Raw genomic sequence first — 23099 nt, forward strand, 5'->3', positions numbered from 1 at the left:
CTCCTTACACGATCGGATTGTGGACGGTGACGAGCTTGGATCCGTCCGGGAAGGTGGCTTCCACCTGGATATCCGGGATCATCTCCGGCACGCCCTCCATCACCTGATCGCGCGTCAGGACGTGGCGGCCGGCTTCCATCAGCGAGGCGACGGTTTCGCCATCGCGCGCGCCTTCCATAATAAAGGCGCTGATCAGCGCGACCGATTCCGGGTAGTTGAGCTTTACCCCGCGCGCGAGGCGGCGTTCGGCAACCAGCGCGGCGGTGAACAGCAACAGCTTGTCTTTTTCTCTGGGAGTCAGTTCCATAGCGTTTCTCTTATGTCTGCCAGATACGCGGCGAACAGGCGGTTTTGGGGGTTAAAAGCGGGCGAAGCGACTGCCAGATATCGCGCATCACCCGCTGGCAAATGAGGTTGTCGTGGGAGAGAAAACGCACCGACAGCAGGTCGTCGGTGAGCGTCGCCCCGCCAAAGTTTTCCAGCGGGGCGAGCCGCTCGCGCACTGTATCAAGATGAGCTTCCCGGGCCGGGTAGAACAGCAGCGTGCCGACCCACGAATGGCCTGCGACGGGCAACAGATCGCCATCGCTAAGATGCAGTCGCTCAATCAAACGCGGCTCGCCATCCACCCACACCTCAAGGCGGCTCTCCAGCGTGCCGTGGCTGAAGGATTCGTTTATCACCGGACGGCCCAGAGAGTACAGCTCCCACGCCAGCAGCGTGCTGGTGGCCTTAAGGTGGAAGACGGAACGCAGCGCGGCGTTAGCGCCGGGGAAAATTATGGTGTCCTGCGGCAGCCACTCCAGCGTGGCCTCTTCGTCGAGGTAAAAATGCTGATTCAGACAGGCCTGCGTGCCGCTGCTGCGATAGAACTTGCTGGCGCCGGGCATGGTGATGAGGGCATGGCTTTTGGCGTCGAGCCGCACGGAAATATCCAGCGTATCCCCGCCCACAATCCCGCCTGGTGGATGCAGCAGGTAAAGGTGACAGGTTTCCCCTTCGGGATAAAACGGGCGCTGAACGGTGAGCGGCCCGGTGTGACGCGCGGAATGGAGGAGGGTTTTCTCAGGGGTATAACAAAACTGGAGGGCAAGCGTGGCCTGCCAGCCTTTGTATGAATTATCAGTGACCTGAGTTGCTAACATGGTGCTTCCACTTCCGCACTATCGGGGTACGTTTCAGTATGCCCTGGCGGAAATGAAGGCTGTCATATGAGTCGCTTATGGATAAAAAAACCGGCTCATGTGAGCCGGTTTCAGTAATGTAGGCTGGGTAAGCGCAGCGCCACCCGGCAAGAAAGGCTAGCGATAATCCTCTGCATCCACATCATACCCCGAAGGCTCCCAGCGGATCGCCAGCAGCGACGCCAGACCGATAAACGGCGCCAGCGCAATCACCCAGAACACGGCGGTATCCAGCGAGGCGACCAGCAGCGGGAACAGAAACAGTGATAGTGTTGAACTGCTGCGCATCAGCGTCTGGTTAAGCCCCACACCCACACCGCGCAGCGAGGTCGGGTAGCTCAGAGAGGCAAACGTCATGGTGTGCGCACCCGGACCAAAACCTTGGCCAAACAGGAACAGCGCCAGCATCGCTACGGCGACCACGCCTTCCGTGGACCCGTCAGGGCGGCCAATCAGCGCCAGGCCGAGCAGCGCCGCCAGCTGGCACGCATAACCCGCCAGTGACATCCGCCATGCGCCGAAGCGCGGAACATAGCGCACCGCCAGCAGCCCGCCGACAAACGCGAACAGCAGATTAAGCGCCAGCGAGATCAGAATGGTGGTCAGCATCGACTGCACAAAGAAGCTGGAGATGATCACCGGCAGGCCAAAGGCTACGGCGTTATAGGCGAACGAGGAGACGACCGACAGCAGCGTGGCGAGCGTGGTACGCCGCAGATAGATACCGCGGAACAGGTTCAGGTAGTTCGACCATTTTGCCTTGTTCACAACAGGCGCGGGCTGGTCGAGCGCATCCTGCGGTACGTGGGCATTAATGTTGTAAGACTGCCGCAGGATGGACGCCGCCTCCTTCAGATTGCCCTGATTCGCCGCCCAGACCGGGGATTCGCTCATATAGCGGCTGCGGATGGCGATAATCACCAGCGCGGGCACCGCGCCAAAGCCAAGGATCAGACGCCAGAGCCAGTCGCTGTGGCTTTCCGGCAGCACGGCGTAAAAGAAGAGCACCAGAAGATAAGAGATGCTGATGGCCGCATACCAGGTGGGACACCACATCGCGACGCTGGAGGCTTTATTCCCCGGGCCTTTCAGTCTGGCGAACTCGCTGAGAAACGCCATCGCGACGGGAAGGTCGATCCCAACGCCAAGACCCATCACAAAGCGCGCGCCCGCCAGCACATATTCGTTCGGGGCCAGCGCACAGGCGATAGCGGCAACGACAAAGAATACCATGTCGGCCATAAAGACGCGGTAGCGCCCGATTTTATCCGTAAGATAGCCGCCGAGCAGCGCCCCGACAATCGCGCCAAACGTAATGGCTGAAGCCACCATGCCGGTACCGGCGGGCGTCAGGTTAAATTCGCGGGTGATGTCTTTGATGCCGAATGCCAGCGCGCCGAGATCGTAGGCATCGAGAAAAATTCCCCCGAGCGCGATACCGACCACGATGCGGGCATTGGCCCGGCCCTGAGAGCCGTCATTAACGAGACGTGAAACGTCCGATGCGCTGCGTACCCACTTGATGTCGCCATCCGGGGTGTTTGCTGCCGCTGGAAGGGGAGTTGAATCTGTGATTTCTGCCATTTTCTTTTTGTGTGGTTGTGTTGTGTCTCTAACAGTTACCACAGGCAGAAGGTGACAAAAATCACATTTGGTTATAAGGCATAACGAACGGTTTACTGAGCGTCTTTCTTTTTACGTCTGAGCTTCGTCCAGATCTTCGTTTCCTGACGACGCCACAGGCGTTGAATGTTGTCGTGATGGCGCAACAGGATCAGACACGAGAGCATCGACACCGGGAAGGTAAACTGCGGTTTAAACCACCAGACATAGAACGGGGCGATCAGTGCGCTGACGATGGCGCCCAGCGACGAATAACCGCTCAGCAGGATGGTCAGCAGCCAGGTGCCCGCCATCACGCCGGTGAGATCCCAGCCGATCGGCGCAATCGCGCCAAACGCAGTGGCCACGCCTTTACCGCCTTTAAAACCAAAGAAAACAGGCCAGATGTGGCCGACGCAGGCGGCGATGGCTATCAGCCCCAGCCAGAAGGGTGTGACGCCGAGCGCATACGCGCCCCAGACGGGAAGCATTCCTTTCAGAACGTCAAAAATCAAAACCGCTACGGCTGCTCCCTTGCCGCCAATTCGTAGTACATTGGTCGCCCCCGGATTCCCGGAACCACTTTCACGCGGGTCAGGCAACCCGGCGATGCGGCAGACCAGAATGGCGCTGGAGATTGAGCCGCAAAGGTAGGCGAGGATAATCATTCCAGGCGCGATTGCACTCATAACGCTGTTCCGTTTTGAAAATGTATCTGTATTCTCAGCATCTGTGGATAATACGCATAATTCGCCGGAAGTGGTATCCGGTTTAGCCAAAAAGCAGGCAGGTCGTGATGGATATTGTATTTATAGAGCAACTTTCGGTAATCACCACAATTGGTGTTTACGACTGGGAACAGACCATCGAGCAGAAACTGGTGTTCGATATCGAAATGGGCTGGGATAACCGCAAGTCAGCAAAAAGCGATGATGTGAATGACTGTCTGAGCTACGCCGACATCAGTGAAGCGGTCATCGGCCACGTGGAAGGGCAACGATTTGCGCTGGTGGAACGCGTGGCGGAAGAGGTAGCGGACCTGCTACTGAGCAAATTTAACTCCCCGTGGGTGCGCATCAAACTAAGCAAGCCGGGCGCGGTGGCGCGCGCCGCCAATGTGGGCGTGATTATCGAGCGTGGCACAAATCTGAAAGGAAAGATTTAACGTCATAATTGCTAAACCATTTTAGGTTATATCGGTCTTAAAGCTGTATCTTTCACGGTTGTCCGCGTGGGACACCGTTTTTTTATATCTTTTTAGGGGTTTATAGATGAGCGATATGCACTCGCTGCTGGTGGCGGCAATTCTGGGTGTGGTCGAAGGATTGACGGAGTTTTTGCCGGTGTCCAGTACGGGCCATATGATTATCGTTGGCCATCTCCTGGGCTTTGAAGGCGATACCGCAAAGACGTTTGAGGTGGTGATTCAGCTGGGCTCTATCCTGGCGGTGGTCGTGATGTTCTGGCGACGTCTGTTTGGTCTGATCGGTATCCACTTCGGGCGTTTGCCGCAGCGTGAAGGAGAGGGCAAAGGGCGCCTGACGCTGATTCATATTCTGCTCGGGATGATCCCGGCGGTGGTGCTGGGGCTGGTGTTCCACGACACCATTAAATCGCTCTTCAACCCGATTAACGTGATGTACGCGCTGGTTGTCGGCGGCTTCCTGCTGATTGCCGCCGAAGTGCTGAAGCCAAAAACCCCGCGTGCAGAAGGTCTGGACGATATGACGTATCGCCAGGCGTTTATGATTGGCTGCTTCCAGTGTCTGGCGCTGTGGCCGGGCTTCTCCCGTTCAGGGGCAACCATTTCCGGCGGGATGCTGATGGGCGTGAGCCGTTACGCGGCGTCTGAGTTCTCGTTCCTGCTGGCGGTACCGATGATGATGGGCGCCACCGCACTGGATCTCTACAAAAGCATTGGCTTCCTGACCGTAGGCGACATTCCGATGTTCGCCGTGGGCTTTATCACCGCCTTTATCGTGGCGCTGATTGCCATCAAAACCTTCCTGCAACTGATTAAGCGTATCTCGTTTATTCCGTTCGCGATCTACCGCTTTATCGTCGCGGCTGCCGTGTACGTGGTCTTCTTCTGATGACCGACCGCCCTCAGTCTTTCGGCTGAGGGCAACGTTTTTCCTTCCACGCCGCAACCGCATCAATCCGCCGTTTCGTCAGCTCTTCGCGGATCTCCGGGCCTTTAAACCCTGCCTCCACCACCTCTTTCGTTGGCACCGCTTTTGCGATTTCCCACGCCTCGCGCAGCAAACGACCCTGCGGATAATCGGACGCTTCAAACCCGGTACGACCGCGCACGTCCGCTTCGCTGGTCAGCGCAATTTGCTCCACGCGCTGCGGCTTGCGCCAGGCGTCGATGTTATCGAACAGCCTGACGATGGTGGCGGGTTTCAGGATCGGAAAGGTGTGGATCAGGTCGTGGAACTCGGCGACCAGTTTTGCCAGATCGCGAATGTCATTCGGCACGCGCAGGCGCTGGCAAAGCCCTTCAACCAGCTTTACGCCAGCCGGACCGTGCCCGTGGTGGCGTGGCCACAACTCCTTTGGCGTTAAACCTTTGCCGAGGTCATGGCAGAGGGTGGAAAAGCGCACGTCCACTTCAGGGCTGAGCATAGCGGCCATGCTAAGCGTCATCAGGGTGTGAATGCCGGTATCAATTTCCGGGTGCCATTTCGCCGGGGCGGGCACGCCAAACAGCGCGTCTATTTCCGGGAACAGCACTTTCAGCGCCCCGCAGTCGCGCAGAACCTGGATAAAGACCTGTGGGTTGCGGGTGGTCAGGGCGTTTTCGGTCTCTTTCCAGACGCGTTCTGGCGTCAGGTGTTCCAGCTCGCCCGCGTCGGTCATGGCCGTCATCAGCGCCATCGTCTCGTCGGCGATACGGAAGCTCAGATGGGCATAACGGGCGGCAAAACGCGCCACGCGCAGTACGCGAAGCGGATCTTCAGAAAAGGCGGGGGAAATATGGCGTAAAAGACGATCGCGCAGATCGTTCTGGCCGCCGTAGGCGTCGATGATATGTCCGTTTTCGTCCTGCGCCAGGGCGTTAATGGTGAGATCGCGGCGCAGTAAGTCCTGCTCCAGCGTGACATCCGGCGCGGCATAGCAGGTGAAGCCGGTATAACCGGAACCCGATTTCCGTTCGGTACGCGCCAGGGCGTACTCTTCGCGGCTTTTCGGATGGAGGAACACAGGAAAATCGCGGCCTACCTGCTGGTAGCCCGCGTCAATCATCGCTTCGGGCGTGGCACCGACCACGACCCAATCTTTATCTTTGACCGGCAGACCTAATAACGCATCACGTACCGCACCACCGACCAGATAACTCTTCACGCCAACACTCCCGTTTTCTCTTTTCGCAAGATGATACGTAAGTGTGGCAGAGAAGACGAGTTAGTTCATCCAGCGGTCTTTACGTTTACGGCTTGGGATAAGGTGAGGAAGCACCAGACCCAGCACCAGACCGACGCCCAGTACGCCGCCGCCATACATAAACCACTGCATGATGATGGTGCGTTGTTTGTCATCCAGCTGTAGATTAGCGGCGTTTACTTTCTTCTGTGCGACGATCAGCTCATTTTTCAGCTTCTGATTTTCATCTTTCAGGCCGGCGATCACGCTGTCGCTTTGCGCCACTTTCTGCTGCATCTCTGCGGTGCGCTGGTTCCAGGTACCGTCAATGTTGTTCAGCTTATCGGTCAGGGTTTTCACCTGATTTTCCAGATCCGGCACGCGGGTGCGCAGGCTTGGCACTGTGCTTAGCTCTTTCAGCGGGATCCATGAGGTGCGGCCAGAGCTGTCACGAACCTGACCGTAATTGGTGTCTGCGTTAGTTTGCAGCAGAGTCACTTCCTCGCCGGCATTTACCGTACCCACGAGGCGATAATTGTCTCCAGGGCCGCTGCGTACCCAGGTATTCAGTTCATCAGAAACGTAACGTTTCTCTTCAGCGTGGACCGCGGTTGCGGCGCTAAAAGCGAGTAAAGTAAGTCCAATCAGGCGTAATTTAAGCATATCAGTCGTTATTTTCATAAAAAGTGGAACGATAGTAGTGGTATCAGTGTCGCTACGCAAAGGATTCATCATCAATCGGAATCATCTGTGTCATGATTTCCACCGCTTTAAACTTTTACGCCCGTCAAATTGCTCATTGCGTGGCAATTTGGCGCAAAATACTATGTACTGACAAACAAATGGCGAGGAAGTTCGCCTTCATCGACGCGTCTGTGACGCACGCAAAAGTACAAGGCTATGGCACAAGAGATCGAATTAAAGTTTATCGTCGAAAAAGACAGCGCTGACGCGCTCCGCCAGCATCTGAATACGCTGTCCGGCGAGCACCATGAACCCGTACAGCTGCTCAACATCTATTACGAAACGCCGGACAACTGGCTGCGCAACCACGATATGGGCCTGCGCATCCGGGGTGCGAACGGGCGCTACGAGATGACGATGAAAATCGCCGGTCGCGTGGTGGGCGGTTTGCACCAGCGTCCGGAATACAATATCGACATCAGTAAGCCAGAACTTGAGCTGGATCGTTTTCCGGCGGAAGTGTGGCCGGAAGGGACGCTGCCCGCAACGCTGTCGGCAGAGGCGCAACCGCTGTTCAGCACCGATTTCTGGCGCGAGAAATGGCTGGTGACGGAAGGCAAGAGCCGCATTGAGATTGCGTTTGATCGAGGTGAAATTAAGGCTGGTGAAGAGCAGGAGCCGATCTGCGAGCTGGAGCTTGAACTGCTGGAAGGTGAGGCGAGCGACGTGCTGAAGCTGGCGCACAAGCTGGTGAACCAGCCTGGCCTGCGTCAGGGCAGCCTGAGTAAAGCGGCGCGCGGCTATCACCTGGCCGCCGGGAATGCGCCGCGCGTGCTGCGAGAAACCCCGATTCTGCGCGTTGTGCCGAAAGCCTCCGTTGAGCAGGGCATGGAAGCGGCGCTGGAGCTGGCGCTCTCTCAGTGGCAGTACCACGAGGAGCTGTGGGCGCGTAACGTGAAAAATGCCAAAAAACAGGTGCTCGCTGCTATAGGGCTGGTGCGTCACACCCTGGCGCTGTTCGGCGGTATTGTACCGCGTAAAGCCAGTGCTCACTTACGTGATCTGCTCACTCAAACCGAAACGCTGATGCTTTCTGACGTGTCGGCACAAACGACGATCTACAGCCCGCAAAACGCCAGCGCGAAACTGGCGTTGACCGAATTTCTGGTGACGCGCGGCTGGCGCATTTTCCTCGATGCGAAAGGGCAGACTAAAATCGCGGAAAACTTCAAACGTTTTGCGGATATCCACCTCTCCCGTCACGCGGCCGAGCTGCGAACCACCTTCGCGCATCCGCTGGGCGACCAGTATGGCGATCAGCTTCCCCGCCTGGCGCGTAACATCGACAGCATGTTGCTGCTGTCAGGTGCGTATGAGGGCGTGAAGGCGCAGGCCTGGCTGGAGAACTGGCAGGGGCTTAAGCATGCCATCGAGACCCGTCAGCAGATTGAGATCGAGCATTTCCGCAACGAGGCCATTTCGCAGGATCCGTACTGGCTGCACAGCGGAAAACGTTAATTCTGGCAAGGAACCCCTGATATGCCGCTTTCTTCGCAGTTACAGCAGCACTGGCAGACCGTTTGTGAACGCCTGCCTGAGTCGTTACCCGCGTCATCGTTAAGCGAGCAGGCGAAAAGCGTGCTCACGTTCAGTGATTTTGTGCAGGAGAGCGTCAGCGCTAACCCGGACTGGCTGGCAGCGCTGGAAAGCGCGCCGCCGCAGGCTGACGAGTGGCGGCATTATGCTGGCTGGCTGCAAACCGCGCTGGCAGAGGTGGCAGATGAACCCACGCTGATGCGCGTTCTGCGTCAGTTCCGCCGCCGGGTGATGGTACGCATTGCCTGGGCGCAGGCGCTGGAGCTGGTGAGTGAAGAGAGCACCTTGCAGCAGTTGAGCGAGCTGGCGCAGACGCTGATCGTCGCCGCGCGGGACTGGCTCTACGCCGCCTGCTGTAAAGAGTGGGGCACGCCGTGCAGCGAAGACGGGGTTCCGCAACCGCTGTTGATACTGGGGATGGGCAAGCTGGGCGGCTGCGAGCTCAATTTTTCCTCAGACATCGATCTGATTTTTGCATGGCCGGAAAACGGCACCACGCGCGGCGGTCGTCGCGAGCTGGACTACGCCCAGTTCTTTACCCGCCTCGGCCAGCGGCTGATTAAGGCGCTGGATCAGCCCACCCAGGATGGTTTTGTCTACCGCGTGGACATGCGTCTGCGTCCGTTTGGCGACAGCGGGCCACTGGTGTTGAGCTTTGCCGCGCTGGAAGATTATTACCAGGAGCAGGGGCGCGACTGGGAGCGTTACGCGATGGTCAAAGCGCGGATCATGGGCGACAGCGACGATGCCTACGCCAACGAGCTGCGCGCCATGCTGCGCCCGTTCGTGTTCCGCCGCTACATTGACTTCAGCGTGATCCAGTCCCTGCGAAATATGAAAGGGATGATTGCCCGCGAGGTGCGTCGCCGTGGCCTGAAGGACAACATCAAGCTCGGCGCGGGCGGTATTCGTGAGATCGAATTTATCGTTCAGGTCTTCCAGCTGATACGCGGCGGGCGCGAACCTTCTCTGCAATCCCGCTCGCTGCTGCCAACGCTCAGCGCTATCGATCAGCTGCATCTGCTGCCGGAAGGCGACGCGCAAACGCTGCGTGACGCTTATCTCTTCCTGCGTCGTCTGGAAAATTTGCTGCAAAGTATCAACGACGAACAGACCCAGACGTTACCGGGCGATGAGCTGAACCGGGCGCGTCTGGCCTGGGGGATGCGGGTGGATGACTGGGCGGCGCTGACGGAACGGCTGGAAGCGCATATGGCGGGCGTGCGCCGCATCTTTAACGATCTGATCGGCGACGACGAAAGTGAATCGCAGGACGATGCGCTCTCCGAGCACTGGCGCGAACTGTGGCAGGACGCGCTTCAGGAAGATGACACCACGCCGGTGCTGGCGCACTTAAGCGACGATGCCCGCCATCGCGTGGTGGCGTTGATTGCTGATTTCCGTCTCGAACTGAACAAACGCGCCATTGGCCCGCGCGGTCGTCAGGTGCTGGATCATCTGATGCCGCATCTGCTGAGTGATGTCTGCTCCCGCGAGGATGCGCCGGTGCCGCTGTCGCGCATGATGCCGCTCCTGAGCGGGATCGTCACGCGTACCACCTACCTTGAACTGTTAAGTGAGTTTCCCGGCGCGCTGAAGCATCTGATTTCCCTTTGCGCCGCCTCCCCGATGGTGGCGAACAAGCTGGCGCGTTATCCGCTGCTGCTCGACGAACTGCTCGACCCGAATACGCTCTATCAGCCGACGGCGACGGATGCTTACCGCGACGAGCTGCGTCAGTATCTGCTGCGCGTGCCGGAAGAGGACGAAGAGCAACAGCTTGAGGCGCTGCGTCAGTTTAAGCAGGCACAGATGTTGCGCGTGGCGGCGGCAGATATCGCCGGTACCCTGCCGGTAATGAAAGTGAGCGATCACTTAACCTGGCTGGCGGAAGCGATCATCGACGCGGTAGTCCACCAGGCGTGGGTGCAAATGGTAGCCCGCTACGGGCAGCCGAAGCACCTTGCTGACCGTGAAGGCCGCGGTTTTGCGGTGGTGGGTTACGGCAAGCTGGGCGGCTGGGAGCTGGGCTACAGCTCCGATCTGGATCTGATTTTCCTCCACGACTGTCCGGTTGACGTGATGACCGACGGCGAGCGCGAAATCGACGGGCGGCAGTTCTACCTGCGCCTGGCCCAGCGCATCATGCACCTGTTCAGCACTCGCACCTCATCCGGCATTCTGTATGAAGTGGATGCGCGTCTGCGCCCGTCCGGCGCGGCAGGCATGCTGGTTACCTCCACGGAGGCTTTTGCCGACTATCAGAAGAACGAAGCCTGGACGTGGGAGCATCAGGCGCTGGTGCGCGCCCGCGTGGTGTACGGCGATCCGCAGCTCAAAACGCAGTTCGATGCGATCCGCAAGGCGGTCATGACGACCCCGCGCGAAGGCTGTACGCTGCAAACCGAAGTGCGGGAAATGCGTGAGAAAATGCGCGCGCACCTTGGCAACAAACATCGCGATCGCTTTGATATCAAAGCTGATGAGGGCGGGATTACCGATATTGAGTTTATCACTCAGTATCTGGTGCTGTTGCACGCGCACGATAAGCCGAAGCTGACCCGCTGGTCGGATAACGTGCGCATACTGGAACTGCTGGCGCAGAACGACATTATGGATGAGCAGGAGGCGCAGGCATTAACCCGCGCCTACACCACGCTGCGTGACGAGCTGCACCATCTGGCCTTACAGGAACAGCCGGGCCATGTGGCGCTGGACGGTTTCACCGATGAACGCGCGCAGGTGACCGCAAGCTGGCAGAAGTGGCTGGTGGAACCGTGCGTAACAAAACAAGTGTGATATTATCGCGCGCAAATTGTGAATCTTTCTGGAGTCAGGAATGAAAGTAACACTGCCAGAGTTTGAACGTGCTGGAGTTATGGTTGTCGGGGATGTGATGCTGGATCGCTACTGGTATGGGCCGACCAGCCGTATCTCTCCGGAAGCGCCGGTGCCGGTAGTTAAGGTCGACACCATTGAAGAACGTCCAGGCGGCGCGGCAAACGTGGCGATGAACATAGCCTCGCTGGGCGCGCATTCGCGGCTGGTGGGCCTGACCGGCATTGACGATGCGGCGCGTGCGCTGAGCCAGTCGCTGGCGGACGTGAACGTGAAGTGCGACTTCGTTTCTGTTCCGACCCACCCAACCATCACCAAGCTGCGCGTGCTGTCGCGTAACCAGCAGCTGATCCGCCTCGACTTTGAAGAAGGGTTCGAAGGCGTTGATCCTGAGCCGCTGCATGAGCGCATTAGCCAGGCGCTGGGCAATATCGGCGCGCTGGTGCTGTCTGATTATGCCAAAGGTGCGCTGGCGAGCGTGCAGACCATGATCCAGCTGGCGCGCAAAGCCAGCGTTCCGGTGCTGATCGACCCGAAAGGCACCGATTTCGAGCGCTATCGCGGCGCAACCCTGCTGACGCCCAACCTCTCTGAGTTCGAAGCGGTGGCGGGCAAGTGCAAAACTGAAGAAGAGCTGGTTGAGCGCGGCATGAAAATCATCGCTGATTTCGAGCTGTCTGCGCTGCTGGTGACCCGTTCCGAACAGGGCATGACGCTGCTGCAACCGGGCAAGGCGCCGCTGCATATGCCAACTCAGGCGCAGGAAGTGTACGACGTGACCGGTGCCGGTGATACGGTGATCGGCGTGCTGGCAGCGACGCTGGCGGCGGGGAACTCCCTGGAAGAAGCGTGCTACTTCGCGAACGCCGCGGCGGGCGTGGTCGTCGGTAAACTCGGAACCTCCACCGTTTCGCCAATCGAGCTGGAAAATGCGGTGCGTGGGCGTGCGGATACCGGCTTTGGCGTCATGACCGAAGACGAGCTGAAAGTGGCCGTTGCCGCCGCGCGCAAACGCGGTGAAAAAGTGGTGATGACGAACGGCGTGTTCGACATCCTGCATGCGGGTCATGTCTCGTATCTGGCGAATGCGCGCAAGCTGGGCGACCGCCTGATTGTGGCGGTCAACAGCGATGCCTCAACCAAACGACTGAAGGGTGAAACGCGTCCGGTGAACCCGCTGGAGCAGCGCATGATAGTGCTCGGCGCGCTGGAAGCGGTGGACTGGGTGGTCTCATTTGAAGAAGACACTCCGCAGCGCCTGATTGCCGGAATTCTGCCTGACCTTCTGGTGAAGGGCGGTGATTACAAGCCAGAGCAAATCGCAGGTAGCGAAGAGGTCTGGGCGAATGGCGGTGAAGTGATGGTGCTCAACTTTGAGGACGGGTGTTCAACCACTAACATCATTAAGAAGATCCAGAAAGACAGTCAGTAAAAAACGGGCCAGTTGGCCCGTTTTTTTATGTCGGGTGGCGGCTGCGCCTTACCCGACCTACGCGTTCATGTAGGCCCGGTAAGGCGTAGCCGCCACCGGGCACAACAGGCCGCACTATGCCTGGTCATCCACCGGTGGAATAGCTGGCGCTGGCTTCACCTCTTCCGGCGCATTGCGGCTCTCCAGCTCGCTCAGACGCTGTTCCAGCAGCGCCAGCTTCTCGCGGGTGCGCAGCAGCACCTGCGTCTGCACGTCAAACTCTTCGCGGCTGACTAAATCAAGGCGAACCAACTGTGCCTGCAACGTCTGGCGAATTTTCTTCTCAACGTCATCACCAAACTCACGAATACCTTTCGGCATGGACTCATGAACCTGACGCGCGATCTGCTCAATTTTCTTTGGGTCAATCATTGTCGTTTCCCTTGATGAAAAGGTGTTAGTGCCTATTGTAGCGCGTCATGCCGCGGGTTAAACAAAATTGTTTGAAGCTTATGCATTGCCCAGGGTAATCAATAGCGTTATAGTTATCTCGCTTATTCTCAGGGCGGGGCGAAATTCCCCACCGGCGGTAAATCAGCTTAACGCTGAAAGCCCGCGAGCGCTTTGGGTGAATTCTCAAAGGTCAGCAGATCCGGTGTAATTCCGGGGCCGACGGTTAGAGTCCGGATGGGAGAGAGTAACGATCCAGTCGGGCAAGGCCCGCTCACGTTATTTTTTTGCCGCTTGTACGGCGCTCCTAAGACTGCCCTGATTCTGGTAACCATAAAGTTAATGAGGTTTTTTTACCATGAATCAGACGCTACTTTCCTCTTTTGGCACTTCAACTCAACGTGTTGAACATGCACTGGATGCACTGCGCGAAGGCCGCGGTGTGATGGTGCTTGACGATGAAAACCGTGAAAACGAAGGCGACATGATTTTTGCCGCCGAGAACATGACCGTTGAGCAGATGGCGCTGACCATCCGTCACGGTAGCGGCATCGTATGCCTGTGCATCACCGAAGACCGTCGCCAGCAGCTTGATCTGCCGATGATGGTTGAAAACAACACCAGCGCCTTTGGTACCGGCTTCACCGTGACCATTGAAGCGGCACATGGCGTCACCACCGGGGTGTCGGCGGCTGACCGCCTGACTACCGTGCGTGCAGCGATTGCTGATGGTGCAAAACCCTCCGATCTGCACCGCCCTGGTCATGTCTTCCCGCTGCGCGCGCAGCCGGGCGGCGTGCTGACCCGTGGTGGTCATACCGAAGCGACCATCGATCTGGTGACGCTGGCTGGCTTCAAACCCGCAGGCGTGCTGTGCGAACTGACCAACGATGATGGCACCATGGCGCGCGCGCCGGAGTGCATCACCTTTGCGCGTCTGCACAATATGCCAGTGGTGACGATTGAAGACCTGGTTGAATACCGCCGGGCGCATGAGCGTAAAGCCAGCTGAACATGCTGATGTGAAAAAGCCGGGGAAACCCGGCTTTTTTGTTTCTAGTGGTAGTTAATTTTGAACAGTACCACGGTTTCAAACGGCCCGGACTGAATCGCTTTTCCTTCATCCCGCGAAAGTTCAGCCGTGTAGTTTTGCTCAAGATTCATCATATCGCCCGTAAAATCGGCGTATTCCTTGTACTGGTTGAATGTGTAAGGCTCCGTTCCGTTAAGAATACGCAGCTTTAACCCATTCCCTATCAGTACCGCGGTGTCGTCTGCGCTGAGCGTTTCGGTTGTGTAAAATGACGAGTCCATCTTAAATCCGTCCGAGCACTGGGCATCCTGCACTTTGGTGGTTCGTATTGAAAACATGCGAATACGCTTCTGCTGATTCACAATGTCGCGCGCACTGAAAGTGCCGAAGTCGATCTCCTGATTCTCAGGGTAAATGCTAAACGTCGCCCCGCAATCAAGTACCGTAATGTTTTGCAGCCCGTTGATGTGATACTTCAGGTTCTTCGCGTCGGCCATCTGATTAACGCCACCCTTACCGTCAAATTGCACAACGATGTAATCGCTGAGCGAACTGACATAGCCATGCGGCGGCACAGCCTTTATTCTCACGAAAAGTCGTAATCGGGCGACGAATGTGCGCGAAATATGGATATCATCCGGATTACCAGAGCAAATGCGATTCTCCCAACCCATCTGGCGGATTTGAGCAGGGGTGTAAATAGTGATGTTATTGTTGTCCAGACACTGGCGGGTATCCACGCCGTTGGGCTGACCTGTAGCATCGTAATCTATACCTTCATAGGTGACGCCCAGCTCATAATAGGGATCGGTTGCGACAGGATAAGGATTTACCCAGGCAAAGACATCTTCCGGCTTAAAATTGCTCGAGACGTTGTTGTCACACGTCACCGGAATCCTAATGTCATCAGACTCCCATATTTTTTGGCCAATTTGGGCGTTGCTGGGTATGGCAAAGGGGGAGATCGTTTTTGTCTCCTCGACGGAACCGCCAGAGCCACCCAGATAACAGTTAAGCGCCATCGCATCTTCCAAAGGTAGCGCTGAAAGCAGCAATGTAAGCAGGACACTAGCGAGCTTTCGCATCTTTATCGATTTTCCGTTCGGTAAGTTTACATTGCGCCGTTCCGGTGCATTGCAGGTCGACTTTTTTCAGTGCACCGTAATCGTCGATATAGCCGATGCTGTAATAACTACCGTGGTAATCGCCGGTAGACGCGGTTGCCGTGGCGAAAGGCGCAATCATCAGACTGTCAAAACCCGGCAGCATGGTTTTAGCATTTTTGCTCAGCCACGCCAGCGTGATGTAGTACGGCGTAGGGTTGTGGACCGTGAGCCCATTCGCGTTGGCGGAAATTTCCATTCGCATTTCAGTCAGTTCGCCGGATTTTTTGCTAATCGCTTCTGGACGCCAGAACAGCTTAATTCGGCTCTGCATTGCTACCTGCATCACGCTGCGCTCCTCGCTGGCGCTGGTGTTTTTTGGCGGTACTTCACGCAGGTTGAAATAAAACAGCGATTCCCTGTCTCCTGGCAGCTGGCGAGTAGCGGCTTGTTTAACAATCCTTATCTGCGACGAGGTGCCCGCTTCGATACGTTGAATGGGGGGAAGCGCCATAAAGTGCGTATCTTCTTTTTGTCCCTTTTCATCTTCAATCCAGGAGAGCGCCAGATAAGGCAGCACCTTGCTCTGATTGTCCACTTTCAGGCTGCTGGCCTTGTCGCTTTCTGGAAAAACAATGCGCGTGCGGTCCAGATTAATGGCTGCGTGGGTAGCAAATGCTGTGCTGGTTAGCATCAGGCACAGGCTTTTAAACGGCGTTAATTTCATGATGATTTCTTACTGACACGGCAGTATCAACTGCATACTGTTTTCTAAGTGAGAAGGTAACGAGAAGCGACACTGTTGGTTGTCGCCCCATGTCACGCGAAACTGCTGTTCTGGCTCAACGGCGGCCAGCCAGACGCGGCCTTCATCGGCCACCATCCCAACCTGCAAATTGCTTGCTTCCAGGCGAACAATCGCCCCGAGAGGTGGCGCTCCTGATGACATTCGCAGAACGCCTGTCACGTCCTTACCTGCGCGCGTGGCAATCTGACGATAACCAATGGCTCCCTCAGTCCAGGTTGAGGTCACGACGCGGTTGTCTACGTCCACGCCATCAGGGAGGTTGTTCAGATTGACCTGCACGCTGGAGGGGGAATAGCTGGAGAATGACGGTAAAACGCCGATGCCAAAACGGTTGGTCTCATCTCGCGACATGTTCAGAGGGATATTGCCTACCCCGTCGGTGCTGACCATCACACGAGGTTCATTACCGTAGCTGCGCCGGTGCAGCGCGGCGCCTTTCGCCGTTGAGGTGAAGGAACCACTCCAGCTCGCGCTGAGGGAGTTATATTCGTCAGCTTTATAGCTGCCTGAGAGATTGAGATCGCCGTACGTAGAATAATGCTGATAATTCCCGCTGACCTGCGCCCCGGAATCTGGCTTTCCGCTCTCCGCGCCTGCGGAAACGCCCCAGGTATTATTGCGATCCGACGTGTCATACCACGACACGTTATGACTCAGCGTGTCGCTGTTACGCAGGTCATAGTTAAGACGATGATCGGGATCGAGCGGTACGCTGAGCGAGAGATAGAACTGAGTATCGTCACTTTCGTCTTCCTCATCGTAATGCGTTTTACTCCAGGACAGGGTGACGCCAAGGTTCTTCCAGCGGCCCATATCAAAGTTGTAGCCCGCCGTGATGCTGCCGGTCGTGGAAGGTGAATCATTCCACCATGTCTGACGCAGCATGTTGACGTACAGGTTCAGGGATAACGCTGAAATGTACTGGCTTGCCGTCACGCTCAGGGTTTGTTTCTCCGACTGGCGGTCACCGTCGTCATAATCAAGGTAGCGGGCGTAGCTCAAAAACTGGGGGTCTGAGTAGCGGTAGCTGGCAAGCGTAAGCTGACTGCCGGTGGTATCGAAACGCTTGCTGTAGTTAATGCGATAGCTGTAACCCGTCTGACTGCGCTGGTGTGGCAGCTGGCTGGTGGCCTGCGTGACGTCAAAAGAGAGCGCCCCCAGCCAGGCCATATTCTGGCCGATCCCGGCAGCGACGGAACGATAACCGTCGCCATCAGTCAGCGTGCCGCCATACAGGGAGGTGTGTGACAGCATGCCCCAGGAAAATTCGCCGCTCATGAAGGCGTTATCTTCGACGTCATGGGAGGCACCCTGGCGCGCTTTACCCGCCGCGAACTTGTAGCGAACCTGACCCTTGCGCGTTAAAAACGGCACGGACTCGGCAGAGACCTGGAAGGTGCTGACGCGGCCGTCCTCTTCCGTGACTTTGACGTCCAGCGTGCCCTGAACCGACTGGTTAAGATCCTGAATAACAAACGGGCCTGGTGGCACTTTACTTTGGTAAATCACGCGATCGGCAAGGCTTACGGTCACCGTGGCGTTGGTTTGCGCTATCCCGGTAATCTGCGGGGCATAGCCGCGCAGCGACCATGGCAGCATACGTTCTTCGCTGATTAGCGATGCGCCGGTATAGGTAAAGGCGTCAAAAATTGCGGACTGGAAATCCGTTTCACCCAGCGTCAGTTTCGCTCCGATTGAGGGCAGAGGGCGGAACATATATACGCGTGAAAAACGGCCATCCTGCTCTGAGCCTGCTTCAGTATCGCTTCGCGTGTACTGGTAATCGCTTCGCAGGCGCCACGCGCCCATGTTCGCACCGACGGTGCCATAGGTATTGGCGTTGTTATTGCTGCTGCCGCTATTGGGCTGATAATGGCTGGCAAAAAGATTGTAATCCAGCAGTACGCCCGGCACGCCGTTGTCCCAGGTGGATGGCGGCATCCAGTCCACCGCACGGTATTGCAGCCATGCCTGGGGGATCGTCACATTCAGGGATTGGCTATCTTGCTCAAACGTAAATCTGATGTCTGGTCTGGCGGCGAAATCAACGCATCCCTCTTTTTCTGGCAAAGCGTGACGAACCTCATCCTGTAACGCAAATGTATCGGCCAGTTCGGGAGGAATACACACTTGAACCGCGTTATTTATTTCTCTCCAGCGAAGGAGCCAGCCATTTGCCAGCGGAATATCATTAACTGAAACCGTAACGAAATAGCTTCCCGGCGTAACCGATATTTGATCTTTAAAACGTGATAAATCGACGCTGCCGCGCTGATCTTTATCGATGGCGTTTATATTAAATTCAGTGGCAGAGGTAAGTCTCGTCATTAACAGGGATGCAATGATGATTATCCATTGTAATTTGTATGTCATCATCCTGTTACTCGAATATATAAAGGATGCCGACCGGCATGAATTACCAGTCGGCTAATACTGTTACGTAACAGAATTATTTGTACAACAGGACGTAGTTAGCCGTGGCTTCAACCTGGCCTGCCGTCGCAGTTTTACCCGTGGGGACTTCCATAACCGCTTTGAAATGCAGCGTCTGGGTGGTTGATCCTGCCAGCAACTCAACCTCGTTGGATTCTCCCAGCGTGATAGCAGCCTCCGCATTATCCAGCAGACGTACACCCACGTTCTGCGCACCACTTGCATAGGTGTTACTCATCAGGCTGGTGTCTGTCGCGTCTGTCGCTGCGCTGGTGAAGGTGACATCCACTTTGGTAATTGGCGTGTCGGTTTCGTCTGCCGGATCGTCAAGCTGGCAGTTTTCCAGATTAATATCGACCGGAACCGGCGTGGATTTTTTGTTGGCGTTGATAACGGCCGTAGTCACTTCACCCAGATCGACTTCTTTATCAACGCTGTCTGGTGCGATGCTGCACGGTGCGTCAATAACAACACCTTTGAATTTGATTTTGCCAGAGCCTTGATCTTCAGCAAAAGCAGAACCCGACACAATGCCAGCCATAGCCGCTGCTAACAGTAATTTCTTACCCATATACATGGAAATATCCTTTTTCAGAGTGATTCATAATGTGAATATTAATTTCAGAATACTTGCAAAGTATACGGATTGGGGTGGGAATACGCGATTAACGTGACTTAAATATATTTGTAGGTGCTTTTAATTAATATTTTCAGGCTATCTTAAGAGACGCCTTTTTTTGAAATTCTAATGGGTTTATATTTGGTGGGTTATTATAGGGTAAATATATAGGATTGTTATTTTGAATAGTATAATGCCTCCGTATGAAACGGAGGCATTAATTCTTAACCAATACCTGCCGTTTGTAGCAGAACCAAACTCATCCCCATCACTGACATTCCACACAGCACGCCGTAGCTTGGGTTATTGTTGGGATCGATCTCTTTTGCCAGCGGCATCAGCTCATCGACAGAGAGCGCGACCATAATTCCGGCCACGGCAGCCATAATTGCAGCCATTACAACCGGGGATACGAGGCTACCGAGGATCAGCCACGCCAGCACGCCGCCGAGAATTTCAGCCATCCCGGAGATACCCGCCCAAAAGACAGCTGTACGTTTTGAACCCGTGGCGGCATAAACGGGCCCGGCAACGGCAAGTCCTTCAGGAATATTGTGCAAAGCAACGGCCAGCGCGACACCAAAACCCATTTCCAGGTTGCTGCTGGCCGTGACATAGGTGGCGATACCTTCCGGAAAGTTATGCAGGCTGATACCCAGCGTCAGCAGAATGGCCGTGCGTTTGATATTGCCAGGGATGGGGGCAACGCTTTTTTGCATTAGATCCTGCGGGTGCGCGTGAGGAAGGATACGGTCGAGTGCAAAATAACCCAGCAGGCCAATGATAAACATGCCATAGCCCAGAACAGGCGACATCCCTTCGGCGTGAAGCGCGGCGGGCAGCATCTCCATCAGCGAGATAAGCAGCATAATCCCGGCGGCGAAACCCAGCGAGAAGGCCAGCAGGCGATTAGAGGGTTTTTGACCGAGTACCCCAAGGAACGCACCGATAAAGGTCGCGGCGCCTGCAAGTAAGGTCAAAATCAAAGGTACTGACATGCATTCTCCTTAAGCGATATCTGGCATTCAAATTTCCTGATGATGATCTTCACGGTTATCTACGTTCATCTTCACCTGAATGCGCGTAATGTAGGCCCATCACTTTGTCACTTCCTCTAAGGATATCACCATGTCTCCTTCTCGTATGCCAGCACTGTTTTTAGGCCATGGCAGCCCCATGAACGTTCTGGAAGATAACGTCTATACCCGCGCCTGGTGTCAACTGGGTAAGACGTTACCGTGTCCGAAGGCAATTGTGGTGGTCTCTGCGCACTGGTTTACCCGGGGTACCGGCGTGACGGCCATGGAAGCGCCAAAAACGATCCATGATTTTGGCGGTTTTCCGCAGGCGCTGTACGATACGCATTATCCGGCCCCCGGTTCGCCTGAGCTGGCGCAGCGGCTGGTTGATCTGCTCGCCCCTGTTCCGGTTGCGCTGGACAAAGAAGCCTGGGGCTTTGACCATGGCTCGTGGGGCGTGCTGATTAAGATGTATCCTGATGCGGATATCCCGATGGTGCAACTGAGTATCGACAGCACCAAACCGGCTGCCTGGCACATGGAGATGGGGCGTAAGCTGGCTTCGCTTCGTGATGAGGGCATCATGCTGATTGCCAGTGGCAACGTGGTGCATAACCTGCGTACGGTACGCTGGCACGGTGAAAATACGCCGTACCCTTGGGCAACAGCCTTTAATGACTATGTAAAAGACAACCTGACCTGGCAAGGGCCGGTCGAACGGCACCCTTTGGTGAACTATCTGGATCACGACGGCGGTTCGCTCTCTAACCCGACGCCGGAACACTTCTTGCCATTGCTGTATGTATTAGGCGCATGGGATGGTCAGGAGGTTATCACAACACCGGTCGACGGTATTGAGATGGGGAGCTTGAGTATGCTGTCGGTGCAGGTGGGGTAAAACATGCCCGGTGGCGCTGCGCTTACCGGGCCTGCGCTCAACATGTAGGCCGGGTAAGGCGAAGCCGCCACCCGGCAAGTCTTATTCAATAAAAATATGCGGGTAGAAACGCGACAGATCCTGCGTAATCAGCGCGCGATCTTCGCGAATACCAATCCCGGCAGGCTGATCGTTAATAAGCCAGCTGCCGATCAGCGTATAGCTGTCGCCAAACTTCGGCAGTTGATAAAACGCCTGGACGATCATCCCTTCCTCACCGTACGGCCCTTCAACCGCTTCCAGCGTTTTACCGTTTTCGATAATCGAGACGTTCGCGCCTTCACGGGAGAAGATTGGCTTAACGACGTATTTCTCCATCGGCGGGAAATCATCTTCGGCAAAGTAAGCAGGCAGCAGGTTCGGGTGGTTCGGGAACATCTCCCACAGCATTGGCAGCAGGGCTTTATTGGAGATAATGCTCTTCCAGGCTGGTTCCAGCCAGCGCACACCGGCGTCTTCCAGCTTGGTAGAAAACATTTCGCGCAGCATGTATTCCCACGGGTAGAGCTTGAACAGGTTGCTGATCACCTGATCCTGCGTGTCCGTAAACTGACCTTTTTCACCTAAACCGATCTCTTCGATATAGAGGAATTCCGTCGCCACTTCCGCTTCGGCTGCGCAGTCCTGCAAATACTGAACCGTACCGCGATCTTCTTCGGTATCGCGACAGCAGGCGAGGTGCAACAGGTTGAAACCGTGCTGTTCACGCAGTTCGGCGAAACGCTCAATCAGTTTTTCCTGAAGGCTGTTGAACTGGTCGCTGCCTTCCGGCAAGTTTCCGGCATTCGCCTGATCTTCCAGCCAGATCCACTGGAAGAACGCGGCTTCGTACAGGGAGGTTGGCGTATCTGCGTTGTTTTCTAAAAGCTTCGGTTCACCCACGCCATCCCATGCCAAATCGAGGCGAGAGTAGAGCGAAGGCTGGTTCGTTTTCCAGGACTGACGAACAAAGCTCCAGGTGTGCTTCGGAATGCGGAATTTGGTCATCAGCTCATCGCTGTCGATGACTTTCTCTACCACCTTCAGGCACATCTGGTGCAGTTCTGCGGTCACCTCTTCAAGCTTTTCGACCTGCGCGAGCGTGAGCTTATAGTAAGCGTCTTCACACCAGTACGGCTCGCCGTACATGGTGTGAAAGTTGAAACCGTATTCGGTGGCTTTTTCGCGCCAGTCCGGGCGCTCGACAATACTGACTCGTTCCATGATCAGCCGCCCATTGAGCGAGTCGAAGAGCCGGTCGCACTACGCTGCATGGTGGTTTGTTTCGCCACAGACTCACCGAAGCCGCCACGGGTAATGGTGCTGGTAGTGGCTGGTTTCGGTGCCATCGCGGTTTTCGGTACGGTCATCGTACGGCCAGGCGTTGCCGCACCGTAACCCTTGCCGGTGGCATCGGTGTATTTACCGTACGCCGGGCTGTTTGGGTTTTTAGAACTAAACAGCGGTTGCTGCTGGTAGCCCGCGCCGCCGCTCATCAGACGGCCCATCATATAACCCGCCATCAGAGGCATCCAGAAGCTACCGCTGGACTGTGCCTGCGCCTGGTTTTCCGGCGCCATACCTGCCTGAGCAGGAGCCTGCTGGCACTGGCCTTCGCCGAATTCGGCTACACAGTCTTCGCGTGAGGCATATTTCGGCGCGGTACGTTCTGCCTCTTTCAGGGCGTTGTTATAGGCCGTCGTACACTCGGCGGCTTTACCGGTTGCGCTCGCACAATCGTCAGCGTTTTGATAGAGCGACACCGTTTCGTCGCTTTGCTCACAGCCTGCCAGCATAAAGACGGCGGTGACCGCCAGCGCGACAGGTGTCAGGTGGCGTGCGTTCCAGCTTTTGCGGAACGACGCGTGATTCATCGTTTTTGTCCGTTTCATATTTGTCTTCCAGGACCCAGGGGTATTAACGCTCAGGATAGAGGATGAGTGGTTGAAAATGAAGCGAAGAGGGGCGAAATCCGGGGGATCTTTACGTTGGCTTACGTTCGGGGGGGATTAATGTGCTCCCTCTCCCTGTGGGCTG

General features: G+C 56.1%; 21 protein-coding genes and 1 riboswitch. Of the genes, 7 read left to right on the forward strand and 14 right to left on the reverse strand.

The window, feature by feature from the left end; translation table 11 throughout:
• Positions 1-4 precede the first annotated feature (4 nt).
• From CKK19_RS18175 to plsY, 4 genes are all read right to left on the reverse strand, one after another.
• Positions 5-307 carry an urease subunit gamma gene (locus CKK19_RS18175; protein WP_003862556.1) on the reverse strand — a complete coding sequence of 101 codons (303 nt, stop codon included), beginning with the start codon at positions 305-307 and terminating at the stop codon, positions 5-7.
• A 10-nt stretch (positions 308-317) separates the two neighbouring features.
• Complete coding sequence (locus CKK19_RS18180; protein WP_225455197.1) at positions 318-1145, reverse strand: urease accessory protein UreD; 828 nt, start codon at positions 1143-1145, stop codon at positions 318-320.
• A 156-nt stretch (positions 1146-1301) separates the two neighbouring features.
• Entirely contained in the window at positions 1302-2768 is a 1467-nt protein-coding gene (locus tag CKK19_RS18185; protein ID WP_003862552.1) for an MFS transporter, read from the reverse strand.
• A 92-nt stretch (positions 2769-2860) separates the two neighbouring features.
• Positions 2861-3475 (reverse strand): glycerol-3-phosphate 1-O-acyltransferase PlsY, encoded by a 615-nt coding sequence (gene plsY, locus CKK19_RS18190; RefSeq protein ID WP_003862548.1) that lies wholly within the window; start codon positions 3473-3475, stop codon positions 2861-2863.
• Positions 3476-3582: 107 nt separating this feature from the next.
• Between plsY and folB the strand changes: the two genes are divergently transcribed.
• Together folB and bacA are read left to right on the forward strand one after the other, a co-directional pair.
• Positions 3583-3951, forward strand: a complete 369-nt coding sequence (folB, locus tag CKK19_RS18195; protein WP_063149085.1) for a bifunctional dihydroneopterin aldolase/7,8-dihydroneopterin epimerase — start codon at positions 3583-3585, stop codon at positions 3949-3951.
• 106 nt (positions 3952-4057) lie between these two features.
• On the forward strand, positions 4058-4879 hold the full coding sequence (gene bacA, locus CKK19_RS18200) for an undecaprenyl-diphosphate phosphatase (RefSeq protein WP_003862545.1): 822 nt from the start codon (positions 4058-4060) through the stop codon (positions 4877-4879).
• A gap of 13 nt (positions 4880-4892) precedes the next feature.
• Here bacA and CKK19_RS18205 read toward each other — a convergent pair whose 3' ends face one another.
• On the reverse strand, positions 4893-6134 hold the full coding sequence (locus CKK19_RS18205) for a multifunctional CCA addition/repair protein (RefSeq protein ID WP_225455198.1): 1242 nt from the start codon (positions 6132-6134) through the stop codon (positions 4893-4895).
• Between the two features lie 60 nt (positions 6135-6194).
• On the reverse strand, positions 6195-6815 hold the full coding sequence (locus tag CKK19_RS18210; protein ID WP_001303390.1) for a TIGR04211 family SH3 domain-containing protein: 621 nt from the start codon (positions 6813-6815) through the stop codon (positions 6195-6197).
• Between the two features lie 237 nt (positions 6816-7052).
• Here CKK19_RS18210 and CKK19_RS18215 point away from each other — a divergent pair, with 237 nt between their 5' ends.
• Genes CKK19_RS18215 through hldE form a run of 3 tightly spaced genes read left to right on the forward strand, consistent with a single transcriptional unit; the run spans position 7053 to position 12702 of the window.
• Positions 7053-8354: an inorganic triphosphatase gene (locus tag CKK19_RS18215; RefSeq protein WP_063854115.1), complete on the forward strand. Its 1302-nt coding sequence runs from the start codon at positions 7053-7055 to the stop codon at positions 8352-8354.
• Between the two features lie 21 nt (positions 8355-8375).
• The gene (gene glnE, locus CKK19_RS18220) at positions 8376-11231 is read left to right on the forward strand and encodes a bifunctional [glutamate--ammonia ligase]-adenylyl-L-tyrosine phosphorylase/[glutamate--ammonia-ligase] adenylyltransferase (protein WP_225455199.1); all 2856 of its coding nucleotides are present in this window, start codon (positions 8376-8378) and stop codon (positions 11229-11231) included.
• A 40-nt stretch (positions 11232-11271) separates the two neighbouring features.
• Positions 11272-12702 carry a bifunctional D-glycero-beta-D-manno-heptose-7-phosphate kinase/D-glycero-beta-D-manno-heptose 1-phosphate adenylyltransferase HldE gene (hldE, locus tag CKK19_RS18225; RefSeq protein ID WP_015571898.1) on the forward strand — a complete coding sequence of 477 codons (1431 nt, stop codon included), beginning with the start codon at positions 11272-11274 and terminating at the stop codon, positions 12700-12702.
• Between the two features lie 114 nt (positions 12703-12816).
• On the opposite strand, the gene ubiK is transcribed toward hldE, so the two are convergent.
• Positions 12817-13113, reverse strand: coding sequence for a ubiquinone biosynthesis accessory factor UbiK (ubiK, locus tag CKK19_RS18230; RefSeq protein ID WP_000566823.1), 297 nt, complete (start codon positions 13111-13113; stop codon positions 12817-12819).
• 120 nt (positions 13114-13233) lie between these two features.
• Positions 13234-13384, forward strand: a riboswitch (FMN riboswitch).
• A 105-nt stretch (positions 13385-13489) separates the two neighbouring features.
• Here ubiK and ribB point away from each other — a divergent pair.
• Entirely contained in the window at positions 13490-14143 is a 654-nt protein-coding gene (gene ribB / locus CKK19_RS18235; protein ID WP_003862538.1) for a 3,4-dihydroxy-2-butanone-4-phosphate synthase, read from the forward strand.
• 44 nt (positions 14144-14187) lie between these two features.
• On the opposite strand, the gene CKK19_RS18240 is transcribed toward ribB, so the two are convergent.
• From CKK19_RS18240 to zupT, 5 genes are all read right to left on the reverse strand, one after another.
• The gene (locus tag CKK19_RS18240; RefSeq protein ID WP_063854114.1) at positions 14188-15249 is read right to left on the reverse strand and encodes a type 1 fimbrial protein; all 1062 of its coding nucleotides are present in this window, start codon (positions 15247-15249) and stop codon (positions 14188-14190) included.
• Positions 15233-15994 carry a molecular chaperone gene (locus CKK19_RS18245; RefSeq protein ID WP_063854113.1) on the reverse strand — a complete coding sequence of 254 codons (762 nt, stop codon included), beginning with the start codon at positions 15992-15994 and terminating at the stop codon, positions 15233-15235. Before CKK19_RS18245 ends, CKK19_RS18240 begins: the two co-directional genes overlap by 17 nt.
• A 9-nt stretch (positions 15995-16003) precedes the next feature.
• A complete protein-coding gene (locus CKK19_RS18250; protein ID WP_032621915.1) occupies positions 16004-18448 on the reverse strand; it encodes a fimbria/pilus outer membrane usher protein in 2445 nt (814 codons plus the stop codon).
• Positions 18449-18524: 76 nt separating this feature from the next.
• Positions 18525-19085: a fimbrial protein gene (locus CKK19_RS18255; RefSeq protein WP_022649431.1), complete on the reverse strand. Its 561-nt coding sequence runs from the start codon at positions 19083-19085 to the stop codon at positions 18525-18527.
• A gap of 266 nt (positions 19086-19351) precedes the next feature.
• A complete protein-coding gene (zupT, locus tag CKK19_RS18260; protein WP_022649430.1) occupies positions 19352-20125 on the reverse strand; it encodes a zinc transporter ZupT in 774 nt (257 codons plus the stop codon).
• A 130-nt stretch (positions 20126-20255) separates the two neighbouring features.
• Between zupT and ygiD the strand changes: the two genes are divergently transcribed.
• Entirely contained in the window at positions 20256-21044 is a 789-nt protein-coding gene (gene ygiD, locus CKK19_RS18265) for a 4,5-DOPA dioxygenase extradiol (protein ID WP_063854112.1), read from the forward strand.
• Positions 21045-21125: 81 nt separating this feature from the next.
• Here the strand turns inward: ygiD and CKK19_RS18270 are convergent, their stop codons facing one another.
• Together CKK19_RS18270 and CKK19_RS18275 are read right to left on the reverse strand one after the other, a co-directional pair.
• A complete protein-coding gene (locus CKK19_RS18270) occupies positions 21126-22286 on the reverse strand; it encodes a glutathionylspermidine synthase family protein (protein ID WP_022649428.1) in 1161 nt (386 codons plus the stop codon).
• A 2-nt stretch (positions 22287-22288) separates the two neighbouring features.
• Positions 22289-22954, reverse strand: coding sequence for a DUF1190 family protein (locus tag CKK19_RS18275; RefSeq protein ID WP_006811983.1), 666 nt, complete (start codon positions 22952-22954; stop codon positions 22289-22291).
• Positions 22955-23099: the final 145 nt, after the last annotated feature.

It is taken from the genome of Enterobacter sp. CCUG 70166 (assembly GCF_020224095.1).
In the GTDB taxonomy this organism is placed as follows: domain Bacteria; phylum Pseudomonadota; class Gammaproteobacteria; order Enterobacterales; family Enterobacteriaceae; genus Enterobacter; species Enterobacter intestinihominis.